The organism is Burkholderia sp. 4NA327C6 (assembly GCF_005502655.1).
Lineage (GTDB): Bacteria > Pseudomonadota > Gammaproteobacteria > Burkholderiales > Burkholderiaceae > Burkholderia > Burkholderia contaminans.
In genome coordinates this window covers 31570-48522 of the sequence record NZ_SCNZ01000055.1, presented here as the reverse complement: position 1 = coordinate 48522, position 16953 = coordinate 31570, and the positions used below count along the sequence as shown (strand labels likewise).

The following is a 16953-nucleotide window of genomic DNA, read 5'->3' as shown; positions in this document are numbered from 1 at the left end:
GCCGGGTTCTGCCCGGAACCGGCCGTCAGCACCTGGCCCATGATCACTTCGCTGACCTGCTCGGGCTTCACGCCCGCACGCTCCAGCACCGCGCGGATCACCGTCGCGCCCAGCTCGGGCGCCGCAATCTTCGCAAGCGAACCGCCGAATTTGCCGACCGCGGTCCGCGCGGCCGATACGATCACTACGTCCGTCATGTCCAGTTCCTGCATCGAAATCAGTTGGTCGTTCTGACGCCGGCGCGTGCCGGCCTCGGCTGGCGATCGCGCACCCGGGCCATTCGGCTCGATAGCGGTCGCACGCCGCCATACGGCGCGCGCCGTCCGTTCGAACGGGCGGCACACCGGTATGGCTCGCCGGTTCACCGACGTCTTGCGGCAAACCGGAGGTTCGCCGGACGGCCACGCGGCACACGCGGCGTCCGGCGCCATCCGGCGCCGATCAATCGTGTCGCGACCAAGCGCGACACGTGCTTGCGTGGCTACGCGATCACGCAGCCGATTCGCGTGCGGCCGCGGTGTCCTTGCGTGCGGCGGCAGCCGTTTGCTTCGCGCCACGCGTGGCCGTTTCGCTGACCGCATCGAAACCGCTCTGCGCGGCTTCGATCGCCTGGCCCGTCGCAGCACGAACCGAGTCGGCCGCGGCAGTCGCCGCCGACAGCGCCGAGTTCAGCGCGGCCACCACCGGCGCCGAGCCGGCCGGCGCATGCTTCGACAGCTCGCCGAGCACTTCCTTCAGGCGCTTGTCGTTCTGTTCGTATTGCGCTTGCGCGACCTTCGCCCATTCGGACTGCGTCGACACGGCGATGTCGAACAGATGGCGGCCGTACGACACGGCCTTGCCGGCCGCTTCCTGCGGTGCGGCGACCTGCTGCGCGAAACCCGCGGCCGGGTTGCTGCTGTTGAATGCGTTCTTCAGCTTGTCCTCGTATTCCTCGAGCGCCGTCCGGGCCGCTTGCAGGTTGAGTTCGACGACAGCCTCGAAACCTTGGATCGCCGGACGGGCGATCGCAAACCACGCGGCGATACCGGATTGATATTCGGCGTTGAGTTTTTCGGGGGCAAATACGGACATCGGGCACGCTCCTGTTAGCAATGCGAGAGACGACGTAAAGAAAATTGGAAGCCGGATCGACAGCGGGCTTCCTTATTGGCAACCCGTCACTTATTTGAGTGCGGGAAGTTGAAGGAACCCATTCTAGATCGATTAATTGTCAATTAAATGGCATTAATACTAGGTGTAAACCCTTATTTTGATTCGAAGTGACCGCTGGAACCCGTGATGCGCCGACATCGCAGACGAGGCCGCGCGTCACTCTGTCCCGCAATGCATTTTACCTTTTTACAGGATAGCGGATCATGACGTCGCGCAACATTTACCAATTCATTATTCCGTTTATTAGAAAACCGGGGCACATTGAAAATGGAGCGGTCGCTTATGTAATCGTTTTTTCTGGATTTATTATGAAATCGTTTTCGGGATTATTAATCTCAAAATCAATGATCGGATGAATTGCTGGTCGTGATGAAAAACGGCCGCGTGAAGCGGCCGTGTCTCCATCAGGCTGGCGCGAGATCAGCCGGCCAGTTCGCGATGCAGCGCGAGAAACTCCTGCGCAAGCTTGTGCCCGGGTTCCAGATGGATCACCGGCTTGGACTGCTGATGCGACTCGCGGATCTTCACCGACGCCGACAACCTCGACGCGAGCACCGGCAGCCCTTCCTCGACGAGTTCGTCGACCAGCCGCTGCGGCAGGCTCGCTCGCGGCTGGAACTGGTTGATCACGATCCCTTCCACCTCGAGCGCCGCGTTGTGGTCCTGCTGGATTTCCTTCACGTTCTCGAGCAGCGTGTACAACGCACGGCGCGAAAAATCATCGCAGTCGAACGGGATCAGGCAGCGCTCGACCGCGATCAGCGCCGAGCGCGTATAGAAATTCAGCGCGGGCGGCGTGTCGATGTACACGGCGTCGTAGGTATCGAGCTCGTTCAGCGCGTCGCGCAGCTTGTAGATCTTGTAGCGCGACTCGAGCTTGCCGTGCAGCGTGTCGAGCTCCGGATGCGCGGGCATCACGTCGAGCCCTTCGAACGGGGTCGGATGAATGAACGAGGCGACGTCGACCGGACGGAAGTTGAAGGTCAGCGCGGTTTCGAAGAAATCGGCGACACCGGGCTGCGCGTCGGCTGCGGCGTCGCCGAGCAGATAGCGCGTGGAGTTCGCCTGCGCATCGAGATCGATGACGAGCGTACGCAGCCCTTCGCTCGCGCTGATCGCCGCCAGGTTGCAGACGATCGTCGATTTGCCCACGCCGCCCTTCTGGTTGAATACGACCCGCCGCATGGTGTCTCCTCGATCCAAACGTCGAAAAGGCAAGCTTAGCCGGTCAATAATGGCGGCCGCGTGACGCAGGTCGAATTGTGCGCATCCCGGCAGGGGGTGTATCAGCGGCGCGTCACTGGCCCTGATACGTAGAGGTTGCCCGGCACGCTCCAGCGCCACGGCAGATGCGTGCCGACACGAATGCCGATGCGCGGCCCGCCTGCCGGATCGGCGGGCGGCGCGACGCCATCGTCGACGATCGCGAACCCTTCGTGCGCACCGCTCAGGTCGACACCATCCTGCGCGCCGGTGATCCCCATTGCCTGGGTCAGCCGCGCCGGCCCCCGGCACAGGTCGCGATCGCGCGTCTGCGGCGGCCGTGCCGCACGCATCTGCTCGAGCCCTTGCAGCGGCTCGAGCGCGCGAATCAGCACGCCCGTTCCCGCGCCATCCGGGCCGCACACGCAGTTGCAGCACCAGTGCATGCCATAGGTGAAATAGACATACAGGTGCCCGGGCGGCCCGAACATCGTCGCATTGCGCGGCGTCTTGCCGCGATAGGTGTGCGCGGCCGGGTCGATCGCACCGGCATAGGCCTCCACTTCGACGATCCGCCCGGCGCGGCCGTCCGTGGCGGCAAGGATCTTGTTCAGCAGTTGCGGCGCGACGTCGGTGGCGAGCCGGTTGAAGAATGCGCGGGGCAGCACGGTGCCCGGCCACCGAGGCGCCGTTTCACTGCGCCGCATCCTGCCGCTCCGGTTGAAGACCGGAAACGGCCTTCGCCTGCAGACGAAGCTGACGGTATGCGTCGACCAGATCGTCGAGACTGAACGCGAGGTTCCGCCCGCTCGGATTGGGCAGCACCCAGACGCTTGCCCCCTGCATGCGGGCCGGTTGCAGCCCCCACTCGATTTCTCGCTGACGGGAAAGCGCCGAGTACGCCGCCTTGCCGAGAAAGGCGACGAAGCGCGGCGCGTAGCACGCCAGCTTTTGGTCGAACTCCTCGGCCGCGGCAGTGAATTCCGCGCGCGAAAGCTGATCGGCGCTCGCGGTCGGCCGCTTCACCACCGCGGTCAGGCCGCAGCCATATTGAAGAATCGCGCGATCGTCCTGCGGCGAAATTTCCGCCGCCGTGAAGCCCGCGAGATGGATCACGCGCCAGAAACGGTTGCTTCTCCCTGCGAAGTGATGCCCGGTCGCGGCCGCGGTCAGGCCCGGGTTGATCCCGCAAAACAGCACGTCGAGATGCGGAGCGATGAGGTCGGGAAGTTCGTCAGCCACGGTTTGCCTCGCGCGCAAGGAACATCGACGTAAATAGTGAGCTTACGACAACTTCAATTTCTGTTTTCCATCGATAATCGGTCGAAGCTATTGCGCGTCCACAGACCTTCGACGTGACGCCGCATGGTTCGCAACAAGAAGCGCCACACCAAGCAACAGCGCCATGACGCCAATCAACATCCACGAAGCAGCATAGCCCCCGTTGGCCTGCTCCACTGCGCCAAACAGCGCCGGCAGAGCGACAACTCCCGCAAAACTAAAAAACAGGCAACCAGATGTTGCAATGCTGACCTCTGCCTGAGGAACTACCTGTGGAATCTCCGCAAGCAGGACGCCATTCCAGCCAATCGCGGCAGCCCCCAGAACCACGCACGTGCCGAATGCCGATAAGGTGCGCGACATCATTTCCGGAGCCGCCATCGAAAAGGTGGCGACGCCGGTAAGTATCGCCAGAAACGCGAGGAGCTTGCTGGAGCCGATGCCACGATCCACTGCTGCGCCCCAGATCAGGCGAAACAGGACCCCGGCAACATTTGTGACGGTCAGCAGGAACCCTGCATGAATCAGCGACATGCCGCAGGACGCGTGCAGGTAGGAAACGATGAACGTGCTTGCACACATCTGCGCGCCGCCCAGCACGAACGCCGTGATTCCCAGTCGTCGCAGATCCGCACTTGCGAAGACCGCGGTCAACGCCGCAAGTACCTGGAAACGTCGGTGGTCAGATAAGCCAATCTGGCCGTCCAACAATCGACGCGCGGGATCCATTGCAAGCGCTATGCACACGTAACATGCGGCTACGAGCCACACTGCCGCCCGCCAACCCATGAACAGCATTGCAACCGGCATGACTGCGCCTGCCAACGCTGCTCCCGCAGGAACGCCCGTTTGTTTGAGCGAGAAAACGAATCGTCTGTTTTTGGGTGATGTCGTTGCCGCGAGGAGGTACGAACTCGCGGGCGTGACTGGCCCATACCCAATGCCGACTCCGATCGCTCCCAGGATCAACCACACAGGCGTGCCTCCGCCAACCATGGCAAGCCCGGTTGCGCACGCCAGCAGCGAAATCTGGCAGAGGCGAATCGGGCCAAGCTGCGGAACCAGACCGCCTGCCGCAACCGATGCAACTGCTGCCGCCGCGTAAGTGATTGAAACAAACGTCCCTACACCGGGCGCACCGGAGCCGAACTGGTGAATCATGACCGGTGCGGTGCTCGGTATCGCCAGTGCGGCAAATGCCGTACAAACCTGAACGATCGTTGTCACCACAACCGCTGTATATCTGGACATGTGCAATTGATTCTGTTCACACGTCAGATACACCGCAGGAACCGCTCGACCAGTCGCACGAAGTAACTCGACCCGACCGGAAGGAGATCGTCATTGAAGTCGTAGCTGGCGTTGTGCAGCAGGCAAGGGCCGCCGCCATGCCCGATCACGCGATGGTCCCCCGCCCCATTTCCGATGAACGCATAACAACCCGGCTTCGCACGCAACATGAACGAGAAATCTTCTGCGGCCATCGTCGGGGGAATTGACGCGTTCACCGCATCGTCGCCAACGAGTTCACGCATCACCTCGACGGCCATCGCTGTCTGCGCCGGATCGTTCACCGTCGGCGGATAGTTTCGATCGAACTCGATCTCGCTATGGCAATCGAAACCAACAGCAGTTGCGGCCACGATTGCGCGCATACGTTTCTCGATGAGATCGAGCGTCTCGTCAGTAAACGTGCGAACCGTTCCTCCCAACCATGCCTCGGTCGGCACAACGTTCTGAGCTTCACCTGCATGGATCTGCGTGACCGACAGTGCTGCCGCTTCGATCGGGTTTTTGTTTCGGGTCAGGATGCTCTGCAACGAGGTCAGGATCTGCGCAGCCGCGAACACCGGATCCGTGCCCAGGTGCGGCATGGCTCCATGACACCCAGCCCCAGTGAGCTTGATCTTGAAAAGACTGGTCGACGCCATGATCGGTCCGGGTCTTACACCGAAATGACCAGTCGGAATCCCGGGCCAGTTGTGTACGCCGAAAACGGCTTCGACCGGAAACCGATCGAACAGGCCGTCTTCGATCATCGCATTGGCGCCGCCGCCCTCCTCCTCCGCCGGCTGGAAGATAAAATGCACCGTTCCATCGAAGTCGCCCGATCGAGACAGGTGACGTGCTGCTCCGAGCAGCATCGCGGTATGTCCGTCGTGGCCGCAGGCGTGCATGGCCCCGGGTACCGTCGAGCGATGCGGGAACTCGTTCGCTTCCTGCATCGGGAGGGCGTCCATGTCGGCTCGCAATCCGATCGAGCGATCGCTGGTGCCGCGCTTCAACGTACCAACGACCCCGGTCCGACCGACACCGCGCACTACACTCAGCCCCCATTGTTCGAGCTTGGATGCAACGAGCTCAGCGGTTCTATGTACGTCATAGCCCACCTCCGGATGCGCATGGATGTCGCGCCGGATCGCTTTCAGTGCGTCCGACTCCGCATTGATTTCTGCAATGACGTTCATGATCGTAGTTCTTTGAATTCAGAAATGGCTTGTAGGGAATACGTCCCGGGCCTCGCGCGACGATTGGGAATCCGGTCTGATTTCGGATAGTCAGCATTCGATGATGTTGACTGCCAGACCGCCCCGAGATGTTTCCTTGTACTTTGTCTTCATGTCGGCGCCGGTCTGTCGCATGGTCTTGATGACCGAGTCCAACGACACGTAGTGTGTCCCGTCGCCATCCATGGCCATCCGGGCAGCATTGACAGCCTTGACGGCGCCCATTGCATTTCGCTCGATGCAGGGTATCTGCACCATGCCACCGAATGGATCGCAAGTCAGGCCGAGGTTGTGTTCCATCCCGATCTCTGCCGCGTGCTCGACCTGCTTTGGCGTTCCCCCGAGCAGCGCGCACAAGCCGCCGGCAGCCATCGAACACGCCACCCCGACCTCGCCCTGGCAACCGACCTCCGCACCGGAGATGGATGCGTTGAGCTTGTACAACATGCCGATAGCGGCGGCGGTCAACAGAAAGTCGAATACGCCCTGCAGGTTCGCCCCTGGAACGAATTGCATGTAGTAGTGCAATACCGCTGGAATGATTCCCGCCGCACCATTCGTCGGTGCCGTCACGACGCGACCGCCGCCGGCGTTCTCCTCGTTCACCGCCAGCGCATACAGATTGAGCCAGTCCATTGCCGCCAGTGACACGTCACCGTCGCTCCCCGCGCGCTCCGTAAGCTTGCGATGCAAGGACGCCGCGCGGCGCTTTACGCCGAGCGGACCGGGCAGACTTCCCTCCGTGCGGCACCCTCGTTCGACACAGGCCTGCATGACGGACCAGATGCGCCGCAGCTCGCGATGAATCTCGGCTTCCGAGCGCGACACGCGTTCGTTCGCATACGTCAGTTCCGCGATGGATTTTCCATGCTTCTCGCAGAGCTCGAGCAATTGCTTCGAGTTTGAAAACGGATACGGGACCTCACCCGGTACCGCGAACACACCGTCGCTCTCCGATTCGGCCGTCACGACAAACCCGCCACCGACCGACAGGTAAACGCCCTGACGCACCACAGCGCCGTCATCATCGAACGCAAAAAGCTTCATGCCGTTCGGGTGCTCCGGCAGCGCTTGTCGATAGAACACGATGTCCCGCTTGGACGAGAACGGAATACGCTTGACCCCAGCCAACCGCAGTTCCCCGGATGCGTATATCTCTCCAAGCATGGAGTCGATTTCGTCTGCATCGATCGTGTCGGGCGCCTGCCCCATCAAGCCGAGCATCACGCCCTTATCGGTGCCGTGCCCCTTACCGGTCGCGCCCAATGATCCATACAACTCTGCCCGGATTCGGCTCACTGCCTCGAGCCGGCCGTCGCTCTCGATCGCATGCACGAACATCAATGCGGCGCGCATCGGACCAACCGTATGCGAACTCGACGGCCCGATACCGATCTTGAAGAGATCAAAGACGCTGACTGACATGTAGTCTTGCTCGCGGGTAGTTTCCCGCCGGCCGCATCGAGCGAGCCGACAGGTGTCGTCGAAAGAATGGCCGCTTCAAATATGAAAGATCTGCGCCACCAGCGTCGCGCCCAGGAATGTCCCGGCATTTGCAACGAACGAGACCAGCACGATCCGCCACCCAAGGCGGCGGAACGCGGGAACGTCCTTGGCGATCGACAGTCCGGCAAAGGTCAGCATCGGAGTGGTCACGCCGAGGAAGTCGTTCTTCGCGCTCAACTCGGCGAAATGCGCTCCGAGCGGACACCATGGAGAGGTGAGGAACATCGCGATGAACGATACCCAGCAAACCGCCGGAATCTTGCGTCGAGTGAGGGTACACAGGGCATCACCGGCAACCACCGCGACCACCATGAGCGCCATTCCAGGCAAACCCTCGAGCGGAGTGGTGCCATGCGCAATCCAGTCGCACACCAGCGACAACACCGCGGTAGCACCCCATGCCAATGCCTTTCCGCCGTACTGCAGCGTCGGCGCTTCTGTTTCCACGTCGCCGAGCCTGGGGCGCGTGTTGTCCGACGCGTCAGACGTGCTGGAAGCACGGGTCGTCCTCCCGATCACCGGTTCGAAGAGACGATATCCCCAGACAGCCATCGGCAACGAAATGAACAACGTGAAGTAGGTCCCCACCGTCGTCGTGATGAGGTTGCTCGCGGCCGCGAACGTAAGGACCGACTCCGCGACTTCAGGCGACTGCTGAGCAGCGATCGCGCCCGACGCCGCAGCCATCATGCTGCCCGACCCGACACCGGATCCCATCGCAAGTGCGAGCGGATCGAAGATGTTCAGGCTCGCGACGAAGCCCGCAAAGATCGCAATGAATACCGCACCGAAAATCGTGCCAGTCAGATACTCGGCGAGCACCCCGCGTCCCTCGGCCGAATCCATCCCGTATTTCTCACCAATGATCGCGAGACTCGGTTCGCGCCCAACCGAGAATGTTGCACCGATGGCTTCGCGCTTGATGCCCAGCATGAGCGCCAGCGGCAGGCCGAGCAGGATCGTTCCCACAAAATGACCAAATTCCTGAAACACCAGCGCCCAACCTGCGGCAGCGAGCTTCGGAAGCGCACTTCCGATCATCAGGCCGAGTTTCGCAATGAAAAGCAGAAGAGCCGGTTGCAGGATCGCGGCTGCGTAAAACTGCGTTGGGACATCAAGACTCAAGCCGTTTTTCGACCGTTGGCTCAGCAGGCCAAGTGCGGCGCCCAACAATAGCGCCCAGATCATCGGTAGCAGAACCACCTTTCCGGGACCGATCTTGAACGCAAACGAACCGATCAATTCGGCGATGACCACAATCACCGCGGCGTAGACAAACAGTTTGATGGCTGTTTGTCCCGTGTCCCCATGTTCGCGCGTACTGACCACCGTTTCCATATCCCCTTCCTCCGTCTCGACTCCCGCCTTCTTTGGCGGGAGCCCACTTCGCCTTACAGATAGCCGAACGCAGTCGCCGGTTCTTTCGCCGTTTCGACCCACACGCTCTTCGTCTGCGTGTACTCGTAAAGAGCCTCGACGCCGCTGGATCGGCCATAGCCGCTGAGACCATACCCGCCGAACGGAGACGCAACGTTGATCGTCTTGTATCCGTTCACCCAGAACGTGCCGGCATTCACCTGTGCGGCCACCCGGTGCGCACGGCCGACATCGGTCGTCCACACGGCCCCGGCGAGACCGAATTCAGTATCGTTGGCAATCGCGATGGCTTCGTCTTCCGTGTCGAACGGAATGGCAGCGACGACCGGACCGAAGATCTCGGTGCGTGCGACGTCCATTTCGTTGGTGACGTTTGCCAAGACGGTAGGGGTCACGAAGTAGCCGCCGTCCGACACTTCAGTCGATCCCGATGCGAGCGTGGCTCCGGCTTCGACGCCACGCGCGATCATCGACATGACGTGGTCGTACTGCTTGCGATTGTTGATCGGGCCGACTTCGGTGCTGTCGTCGAGCGGGTCGCCGACTTTGATCTTCTTCGCGCCGGTCGCAACCATCGAGACGAACTCGTCATAGACGGAGCGCTGGACGAGCAATCGCGAGCCGGCAACGCAGCTTTGGCCAGCGCCCGCGAAGATCGCCGCCTGTGCCGTCAGCGCCGCGCGCTTCAGGTCCGCGTCACCGAAAATGATGTTCGCCGACTTTCCGCCCAGTTCGAGCACGCACGGCAGCACACGCTTCGCGGCCGACTCCGCAATCCGTGCACCGGTTGCCGGCGAGCCGACGAACACCACTTTCTTGACGACCTTATGTGCGATGGCAGCCTGACCAACGGTATGCCCATAACCCGAAAGCACGTTGATCACCCCCTTCGGCAGGCCCGCACGCTCGGCGATGAGGCCGACAACCAGGGAAGTGAACGGTGTCAGCTCGGACGGCTTGAGCAGTACAGCGTTGCCCATCGCGATGGCCGGGGCGACCTGCCATCCGCAGGTGAACACCGGGGCATTCCACGGCGTGATCTGCAGGACCGTGCCCGCCGGCTCCCGACGGGTGTAGTTCAGATGCGAGGTCGGAACGGGAATGACGTCACCGTAGAACTTGTCTGTCCAGCCGCCGTAGTATTCGAACATCTCCGCGACCTTCGCCACTTCGCCGCGACAATCGCGAATGGGCTTGCCGGAACCGAGCGACTCGAGGCGTGCGATTTGCTCGACCTCCTTGCGCAGCTCGCGCGCGATCTCGAACATCACCCGTCCGCGCGCTGCGTGTGTTAGCGACCACCACTGCTTCTGTGCAATCTCCGCCGCCTGAGCCGCCAGTTCGACGACAGCGGCGCCACCATCCTTGTATACGAGGCTCGGCTTTCCGGTCGCTGCGTCGTACAACTGGATCGATTCGCCGGCGCCGTCGATCAGTTGACCACCGACGTACGATCCGATGGTCTGAGCATTCGGGAAAAAGTACGCGAATGCGGCCAGAAGGTTCTGTGCTGCTTGGTTTTCCATGTCCATGCTCCTGAATTCAGTCAGTTCTTTTCGGTAAATTCCACGATCCGGTTGAAGTCCTCCTGGTCGCCGATCGATTCAACGCTCGCCGCCCAAAGGCGGCCAGCTTCGATCGCGATCGGTGCCGTGACGCTGAGCTTGCGCAGCATGTCCATCGCAAGGCGCACGTCCTTGCGCATCAGCTTCATCGTGAATCCGGAATCGAATTTGCCGTTGAAGATCCAGGTCGGATAGTTCGTCAGCGTTGCGCTATTGCGCCCCGATCCGCCGTTCAATGCTTCGACAAGCTTCTCCGGGTTCACGCCCGCGGCCTCGGCGGCACGTACCGCCTCGCTCGTCGCGAGCAGATGCACGCCAGTCAGCATGTTGTTGATGATCTTCGTCACGTGCCCCGCCCCGACGGGACCGACGTGGACGCGCTTCGCGCTCATGACGGCAAGGACCGGCTCGACAGCAGCAACGTCGGCATCCGAACCACCGAGCACCATCGTCATCGTCGCGGTCGCGGCGCCCTTGGGGCCGCCGCTGACGGGGCCATCGACCAGTCCGACCTTCACTTCGGCGAGCGCGGCTGCGACCTTCCGCGTGCTGGCCGGCTCGGCGGTCGTGGTGTCAACCACGATCAGGCCCGGTCGCGCATTCGCGGCAACACCGCCTTCTCCGAGGACCACCTTTTCGACGATGTCGGAAGTCGGCAGCGACAGAATGAGCACGTCTGCATTTCGCGTGATTTCCGCAATCGACGCACATGCGACCACGCCTTCGGCCTGCAAGGCCTCGGCAATGCCCGGCGTGGCATCGAACCCCAAGACGTCGTACCCGCCACGCTTCAGCGACAGAGCCATACCGCGACCCATATTGCCCAGACCAATCACACCAACCGTTTTCATATTTCGTGCTCCGTATTTGATTTCGCAGCCCGCCTTTGTGGAAGTTCCACATCGTTGTGACTGTTCGGGATTCCATAGTGGACTTCTGGAGACCTATAATCAATCAACGCCAATTTCAGAAGTGTTCCAAAAATTCGAACGGTGACCCATGGTCGAAAATCTGACGGAAAGCAGGATCGTGTACTTTTTCGAGGCTGTCCGGTGCGGGACGATCCGCGCCGCGGCCGACTGGCTGAACGTCGCACCGTCTGCAGTCAGCAGACAAATCGGCTTGCTCGAAGGGGAGCTCGGCGCCGTCCTGATCGAGCGTCACGCCCGAGGGGTCAAGCCAACTGAAGCCGGCCAGCTCGTGATCGAATACTTCCGCGAGCAGGTGGCCCACAAGGACGATCTGCTTTCGAGGTTGCAGGAGTTGAGGGGGCTGCGAACCGGCCACGTCAATGTCGTGCTCGGCGAAGGGTTCGTGTCGGACATGCTCGCGGGCCCCATGCAGACGTTCTGCAAGCAATACCCTGGAATCCGCGTCAACCTGGATCTCGCGGGTACCAACGACGTCATGCGTAAAGTCACCGAGGACGAAGGCGAAATCGGGCTCGTCTACAACCCGCCTCTCGATCCCAAGATCGTGTCGAGGGCGTCGAAATTGCAACCGATGATGGCAATCGTTGGCCCGGATTTTCCACGCCGTGGGCGGGACGAAGCCATGACCGTCGAAGAACTGGCGTCCTATCCGCTCGCCGCAACTCACGCGTCATACGGCACCCGTCAGATGCTCGAGGCGGTGGAATTTGCCGAAAAGATCCGATTCGATCCGGTCGTGACAACGAACTCCATCACGATACTCAAACAGTTCGTAAAGTCCGGGTTAGGGATTGTTTGCCTTCCCGCATTCGCGGTGTCGACCGAGATTGATGCCGGCGAGCTGTTTGCTATCGCTATCGACCATCCGATTCTCGCCAAGGCGGAGGCGCACCTCGTTACCCGTGTCGGGCGGAAGCTATCGGTCGCTTCGAACAAGATGCTTCAGCTCATGCACTCGCAAATGCGTGCATTTCGGTGAAACAACAGTACGTTGGGCAGCTGTTCATCGGACGACTTCGCGAACTGCCATCTATTTTTTAGAACAAAAAGGTATATCCGCGGCATTTGCGGTCGGTTTTGGCGAGCCCACACTTGCGGTAAAGGAGAACGACTTTGGACACGCACATTCACGATACCGTCTGGCAAACAATCGAGCTTGAGGCCGAACGGGAAGCGACCGCCCGCCCAGCCATGCGCCCGTACTATCAAAAAGCCGTACTCGGGCACCCGTCGCTGGGACAGGCATTGGCCGCGCTGCTTGCAGCCAATCTCATGACGATGGATGGTTCACTACCCGACTTTTCGGCTGAGTTCGAACGGACGATCGCGTCAGCTGCAATCGATGAAAGCGCAGCCGCAGACATTCACAAAATTGCCAGCGCGAATCCCGCGTGTCCGAATGCACTTTCCGCGTTCCTCACCTTCCGGGGCATCCTCGCGATACAACTTCATCGCGTAGCCCACGCATACTGGGTTGATGGTGAGCGGACGTTCGCCGTGCTTCTCCAGAACTGGTGCGCCAGGATCTATAACGTCGACATTCACCCTGCGGCACGGATCGGCAAGGGACTATTTGTAGATCACGCGATGGGAATCGTAATCGGCGAGACGGCCGTAGTCGAAGATGACGTCAGCATCTGGCATGGCGTCACGCTCGGGAGCACATTTGCCGAGGCGGGTGATCGTCATCCCAAGGTCAGGCGCGGCGCCACGCTTGCGGCCCACGCGCTCATCCTTGGCAACATCGAGATCGGCGAGAACGCGGTTGTCGCCGCAGGTAGCGTCGTGCGCCAGTCGATTCCGGCCAACATGGTCGCCGCCGGCGTTCCCGCCAAGGTTATCAAGCCGGTCTCGGCGTCCTACGCCGCGATCACCGCCCCTTCCGCCCAATAGAGGTCACCCGGATGATTCCTCCGAACCAGCACCGTCTCGGTATCGATCACCCTGTCGTTTCGGTGAGAGACCACCCGAAAGCCGTGGAACAGTACAAGCGTCTCGGTTTTGCTCCAAGCCCGATCTCGTACCACCCGTGGGGTTCGGTTCTCACGCTGATGATGTTCGAGAACAATTTCATCGAGGTCATCGGGATCGACGATCCATCGAAATTCGGCACCGGCGAGGTCAACGGATTCTGCTATGGCCGCACACTGGGCGAATTTCTGAAGCGCTCCGAAGGACTCGGACTACTTGCGCTGCACAGCAAGGACATCGATGCCGATTTCGCTGCAGTCAAGGCAACTGGCTTGCCGGTTCAACAACGGGTCGAGTTTCGACGAAAAATCACGACGCCGGACGGAAAACCGGATGAGGTCGTCGTATCTCTCGGCATGGTGATGGACACGGAGCTTGGCGACGCATCCAATTTCCTCTGCCAACAACATCGTCCGGAATTCATTTGGAGAAAGGATTGGCAAAACCATCCGAACGGCGCTATCGCTGTTGATGAAGTCGTTTACATCACGCCGGATCTCGATCTCCTGGAAGAGAGATGGTCCAGACTCTTTGGTGCGGATCAAACGTCGCGAATCAACGGTCACGTCGAGGCCGATACCGGATGTGGGCGTGTGGTTGCTCTCACACCAACGCAGGCCGAAGAGCGCTTCGCGTCAATCGGCCTCCCGACCCGCTACACCGACAAGCCGCACGGTATCGCACTGCAACTCCGTGTCCGGGACCTCGGACAGACCGAGAAGATACTTGCCGAGAATGCGGTCAAGTATGGAAGAACATCGAAGGGTATCGCCGTGACGCCCGACTCTGCCGGCAATACGATCATCGAGTTCGTCCAGTAATAATTTTCGACTAGCTCAGCGAATTTGAAGTTCGCTGGACGCTCTTGTCACAACGGTTGTCCACACCGAGAGACTTAAGTGCATCCCGGCAATTTTCGGGATGCACCTCTTTTGCTCTTCATCCGGACTGGCACCAAAACTGGACAGGGCGCCGGCGTTAGCCAGCGCCGGTACGCTACTCGCCCAGGTAAGCGGCCCGCACCTTCTGATCGTCGAGCAGCAGCTTCGGCTTCGACAGGATCGCGCGCGATCTGCTGAATAAAGATATCCATCCGTCACTCCTGCGGCCAGTGTCGTCCCGGCCGCGAGTACCCAGGATCGCGAGCCCGGCGAAGAGGGCGAGACCCATTGCAGATTCAATCAGGAACATGCTCAAAAAAACGCGCCCTTGCCCTTGTCGATAACAAAGGCGAGGACGCAGAGCGCTGTTTGCTTTGAAAAAATGGAAACACTGCGCGCGCAACGCGCGTCGCGGCCAGGTACTCAATGTTGAACGCCCAAGCTTTCGCGTTTGCCGTCCTTGAACGTATAGAGCGTCAGTGTTGCGTTTTGCAGATCGCCCTTCGAATCGAAGCGCGTTTCACCGATGACACCCTTGTAGTCCGTCTTCTTCAGATACGGAAGGTACTTCGCCGGATCGGACGAGCCGGCGTGCTTCATTGCATCAACCAGAATCATGATGGCGTCGTATGCATACGGCGCGTAGATCACCACATCCTGACCATATTTCTGCTTGAAGCGCTTCTTGAAGCTCTCCATCCCCGGCTCGTATTCCGACGTGATTCCGCCCGCCTCCGCGCAAATGACCTGTCGACCATTGAGCGCCGTTCCCGCGAGGTTAGGCAACTCTCCGGTGCAGATACCGTCGCCGCCCATGAACTTCGACGCCATCCCGAGCTGTTGCATCTGCTTGATCATCGGGCCGCCTTGCGCATCCATTCCGCCGTAGAAGACGACGTCAGGACTTTCGCCTTTCACCGCAGTCAGGACACCGCGAAAGTCCGTTGCCTTGTCGGTCGTGTACTGCCGAGAAACCAGCTTCGCACCGGAGGCCGTGGCGGATTTCAGAAATTCATCAGCAATACCTTGTCCGTATGCGGTTCGATCGTCAATGACCGCGACGGATTTTGCGCCCCATTTCTGGACGGCATACTTGCCCAGAACCGAACCGAGTTGCCCATCGTTGGCAACCAGGCGGAAGGCTGTGTCGAAGCCCTGCTGGGTGTACTTCGGGTTGGTGGAGGACTGGGAGATCTCAGGAATACGGGCGTCGTAATAGATCTTCGATGCCGGAATCGTAGCGCCGGAGTTGAAATGCCCGACAACCCCCTTAACCTTGGCGTCAACGAGACGCTGCGCGACTTGGGTGGCCTGACGCGGATCGCCTCCATCATCTTCGACCTGAAGCTCGACTTTCACCTTCTTGCCGCCGATCACCGGCGGATTGGCATTCAGGTCGTCGACGGCCATTCGGGCGCCACGTTCGACGTCTTTGCCGAGGTTGGCATTCTGGCCAGTCAACGGTCCGGCGAACCCGAGTTTCACCACCGCGTCCTCCTGCGCGCTCGTGGCGCCGGACGCGCACACAAGCATGGCACCGCTGACAAATGCAACTGATTTCGAAAGTTTCATTGCCTTTCTCCAACCGCAACGTGTAGTGCGAAGGTCATGATAATAAGGAATCCATATAAAATTGATTCCGGACTGAACGCGTCCAACCAGAATTGATCTACTCCCCTGACGGATACGATCCCGGTAGATCTCGATCGCATGTCCCGGCGCGCAAATTCAGTGTCTGCGCGCCAAATTTGCTCGCCAATAGCATCGACTCGTCGAGATTGTTCTGTTTTTGAGAACACTCGTCGAGTGTTCAGACTCGGGACGGAGGCGCCCTATCCGGCGGAGCCTGCCAAAAACCTATGATCATTCGACGGCTTCGTAGCCAGGCGAGCGCTCGGGTAAACCTGATCGAACATCTGCAGATGGCAGTCCTGTTGTGCAAGCGCCTGAGTCGATCATTTCGGATGCGTATCGCGTTTAACGACGTGGAACGAAAAAGGGTGGCTTACGCCACCCCGTAGGAATCGCGCCGCCCAATTTGTATCTACTGCGAACGCCGCAATTGCTCGAGGATCGCGGGGTTCTCAAGTGTGGACGTGTCCTGCGTGATCGCCTCGCCCTTCGCGAGCGAGCGCAGCAGGCGGCGCAAGATCTTGCCGGAGCGGGTCTTCGGCAGGTTGTCGCCGTGCGACATGCTTGCGTTCGAAGGTCGAAAAAACTGAAGCGGTTCATCAAAATGCGGAGCGCCCGCCATGTACTCCTCCAATTGATTATCGACAATCGTATTGTCGGGATGACGGCGACGCGTGAACAGTATCGCCGGTTCTCCCGAGAGATCTAATTTTCCGAACACGCTCTCCAAGTGCCGTCCAAATAAGCGTTCTATTTTTCAGAACGAAAAAGGTCCATTACTCGCGTTCCCGGTGCCTTTTTGGCTGGTAAGACTCATCACCCACGTAGACAGATCGAACGAAGCCTCGAACTTCATACCGATGTATCGCAATAGACATTGGCTGTGCAGCCGGCATCGACACTCTTACTGAGTCCAATCCCAACCCCAATCCAGGAGACACCC

At 60.2% G+C, this 16953-nt stretch carries 16 protein-coding genes and 1 pseudogene; 3 read left to right on the top strand and 14 right to left on the bottom strand.

The window, feature by feature from the left end; translation table 11 throughout:
• The 11 genes and pseudogenes from FFS49_RS35740 to FFS49_RS35690 form a co-directional block, all read right to left on the bottom strand.
• Nucleotides 1–212 (bottom strand): annotated as a pseudogene (locus tag FFS49_RS35740) (acetyl-CoA C-acetyltransferase); the annotation flags it as partial.
• Nucleotides 213–489: 277 nt separating this feature from the next.
• Nucleotides 490–1074, bottom strand: coding sequence for a TIGR01841 family phasin (phaP, locus tag FFS49_RS35735; protein WP_039345969.1), 585 nt, complete (start codon nucleotides 1072–1074; stop codon nucleotides 490–492).
• A gap of 501 nt (nucleotides 1075–1575) precedes the next feature.
• Entirely contained in the window at nucleotides 1576–2340 is a 765-nt protein-coding gene (locus tag FFS49_RS35730) for a ParA family protein (protein WP_039345972.1), read from the bottom strand.
• 101 nt (nucleotides 2341–2441) lie between these two features.
• The gene (locus tag FFS49_RS35725) at nucleotides 2442–3065 is read right to left on the bottom strand and encodes a DNA-3-methyladenine glycosylase (RefSeq protein WP_071335098.1); all 624 of its coding nucleotides are present in this window, start codon (nucleotides 3063–3065) and stop codon (nucleotides 2442–2444) included.
• Complete coding sequence (gene mug / locus FFS49_RS35720; RefSeq protein ID WP_105815142.1) at nucleotides 3052–3600, bottom strand: G/U mismatch-specific DNA glycosylase; 549 nt, start codon at nucleotides 3598–3600, stop codon at nucleotides 3052–3054. The genes FFS49_RS35725 and mug overlap by 14 nt, the downstream gene beginning before the upstream one ends.
• A gap of 87 nt (nucleotides 3601–3687) precedes the next feature.
• On the bottom strand, nucleotides 3688–4890 hold the full coding sequence (locus FFS49_RS35715; protein ID WP_105815141.1) for an MFS transporter: 1203 nt from the start codon (nucleotides 4888–4890) through the stop codon (nucleotides 3688–3690).
• Between the two features lie 23 nt (nucleotides 4891–4913).
• Nucleotides 4914–6107 carry a M20 aminoacylase family protein gene (locus FFS49_RS35710; RefSeq protein ID WP_105815140.1) on the bottom strand — a complete coding sequence of 398 codons (1194 nt, stop codon included), beginning with the start codon at nucleotides 6105–6107 and terminating at the stop codon, nucleotides 4914–4916.
• A gap of 90 nt (nucleotides 6108–6197) precedes the next feature.
• Nucleotides 6198–7571, bottom strand: coding sequence for an L-serine ammonia-lyase (locus FFS49_RS35705; protein WP_105815139.1), 1374 nt, complete (start codon nucleotides 7569–7571; stop codon nucleotides 6198–6200).
• 75 nt (nucleotides 7572–7646) lie between these two features.
• On the bottom strand, nucleotides 7647–8990 hold the full coding sequence (locus tag FFS49_RS35700; RefSeq protein WP_105815138.1) for a DUF3100 domain-containing protein: 1344 nt from the start codon (nucleotides 8988–8990) through the stop codon (nucleotides 7647–7649).
• Between the two features lie 53 nt (nucleotides 8991–9043).
• On the bottom strand, nucleotides 9044–10555 hold the full coding sequence (locus FFS49_RS35695) for an aldehyde dehydrogenase family protein (RefSeq protein ID WP_105815137.1): 1512 nt from the start codon (nucleotides 10553–10555) through the stop codon (nucleotides 9044–9046).
• 20 nt (nucleotides 10556–10575) lie between these two features.
• On the bottom strand, nucleotides 10576–11445 hold the full coding sequence (locus tag FFS49_RS35690; RefSeq protein WP_105815136.1) for an NAD(P)-dependent oxidoreductase: 870 nt from the start codon (nucleotides 11443–11445) through the stop codon (nucleotides 10576–10578).
• A 148-nt stretch (nucleotides 11446–11593) separates the two neighbouring features.
• Here FFS49_RS35690 and FFS49_RS35685 point away from each other — a divergent pair, with 148 nt between their 5' ends.
• The 3 genes from FFS49_RS35685 (at nucleotide 11594) to FFS49_RS35675 (ending at nucleotide 14318) form a co-directional block, all read left to right on the top strand.
• On the top strand, nucleotides 11594–12505 hold the full coding sequence (locus FFS49_RS35685) for a LysR family transcriptional regulator (RefSeq protein WP_089456941.1): 912 nt from the start codon (nucleotides 11594–11596) through the stop codon (nucleotides 12503–12505).
• Between the two features lie 134 nt (nucleotides 12506–12639).
• Nucleotides 12640–13419 (top strand): serine O-acetyltransferase EpsC, encoded by a 780-nt coding sequence (gene epsC / locus FFS49_RS35680; RefSeq protein WP_198107890.1) that lies wholly within the window; start codon nucleotides 12640–12642, stop codon nucleotides 13417–13419.
• Nucleotides 13420–13430: 11 nt separating this feature from the next.
• Complete coding sequence (locus FFS49_RS35675; protein ID WP_105815135.1) at nucleotides 13431–14318, top strand: VOC family protein; 888 nt, start codon at nucleotides 13431–13433, stop codon at nucleotides 14316–14318.
• 175 nt (nucleotides 14319–14493) lie between these two features.
• Here the strand turns inward: FFS49_RS35675 and FFS49_RS35670 are convergent, their stop codons facing one another.
• From FFS49_RS35670 to FFS49_RS35660, 3 genes are all read right to left on the bottom strand, one after another.
• Entirely contained in the window at nucleotides 14494–14688 is a 195-nt protein-coding gene (locus FFS49_RS35670) for a hypothetical protein (protein WP_137910457.1), read from the bottom strand.
• Nucleotides 14689–14801: 113 nt separating this feature from the next.
• The gene (locus tag FFS49_RS35665) at nucleotides 14802–15950 is read right to left on the bottom strand and encodes a branched-chain amino acid ABC transporter substrate-binding protein (protein WP_105815134.1); all 1149 of its coding nucleotides are present in this window, start codon (nucleotides 15948–15950) and stop codon (nucleotides 14802–14804) included.
• A gap of 472 nt (nucleotides 15951–16422) precedes the next feature.
• On the bottom strand, nucleotides 16423–16740 hold the full coding sequence (locus FFS49_RS35660; protein ID WP_137910458.1) for a hypothetical protein: 318 nt from the start codon (nucleotides 16738–16740) through the stop codon (nucleotides 16423–16425).
• Nucleotides 16741–16953: the final 213 nt, after the last annotated feature.

What these genes read in the sequence shown, in the direction of transcription:
- phaP (WP_039345969.1), bottom strand. Translation starts at nt 1,074, where the DNA reads ATGTCCGTATTTGCCCCCGAAAAACTCAACGCCGAATATCAATCCGGT.
- FFS49_RS35730 (WP_039345972.1), bottom strand. Translation starts at nt 2,340, where the DNA reads ATGCGGCGGGTCGTATTCAACCAGAAGGGCGGCGTGGGCAAATCGACG.
- FFS49_RS35725 (WP_071335098.1), bottom strand. Translation starts at nt 3,065, where the DNA reads ATGCGGCGCAGTGAAACGGCGCCTCGGTGGCCGGGCACCGTGCTGCCC.
- FFS49_RS35715 (WP_105815141.1), bottom strand. Translation starts at nt 4,890, where the DNA reads ATGTCCAGATATACAGCGGTTGTGGTGACAACGATCGTTCAGGTTTGT.
- FFS49_RS35710 (WP_105815140.1), bottom strand. Translation starts at nt 6,107, where the DNA reads ATGAACGTCATTGCAGAAATCAATGCGGAGTCGGACGCACTGAAAGCG.
- FFS49_RS35705 (WP_105815139.1), bottom strand. Translation starts at nt 7,571, where the DNA reads ATGTCAGTCAGCGTCTTTGATCTCTTCAAGATCGGTATCGGGCCGTCG.
- FFS49_RS35700 (WP_105815138.1), bottom strand. Translation starts at nt 8,990, where the DNA reads ATGGAAACGGTGGTCAGTACGCGCGAACATGGGGACACGGGACAAACA.
- FFS49_RS35695 (WP_105815137.1), bottom strand. Translation starts at nt 10,555, where the DNA reads ATGGAAAACCAAGCAGCACAGAACCTTCTGGCCGCATTCGCGTACTTT.
- FFS49_RS35690 (WP_105815136.1), bottom strand. Translation starts at nt 11,445, where the DNA reads ATGAAAACGGTTGGTGTGATTGGTCTGGGCAATATGGGTCGCGGTATG.
- FFS49_RS35685 (WP_089456941.1), top strand. Translation starts at nt 11,594, where the DNA reads ATGGTCGAAAATCTGACGGAAAGCAGGATCGTGTACTTTTTCGAGGCT.
- FFS49_RS35675 (WP_105815135.1), top strand. Translation starts at nt 13,431, where the DNA reads ATGATTCCTCCGAACCAGCACCGTCTCGGTATCGATCACCCTGTCGTT.
- FFS49_RS35670 (WP_137910457.1), bottom strand. Translation starts at nt 14,688, where the DNA reads ATGTTCCTGATTGAATCTGCAATGGGTCTCGCCCTCTTCGCCGGGCTC.
- FFS49_RS35665 (WP_105815134.1), bottom strand. Translation starts at nt 15,950, where the DNA reads ATGAAACTTTCGAAATCAGTTGCATTTGTCAGCGGTGCCATGCTTGTG.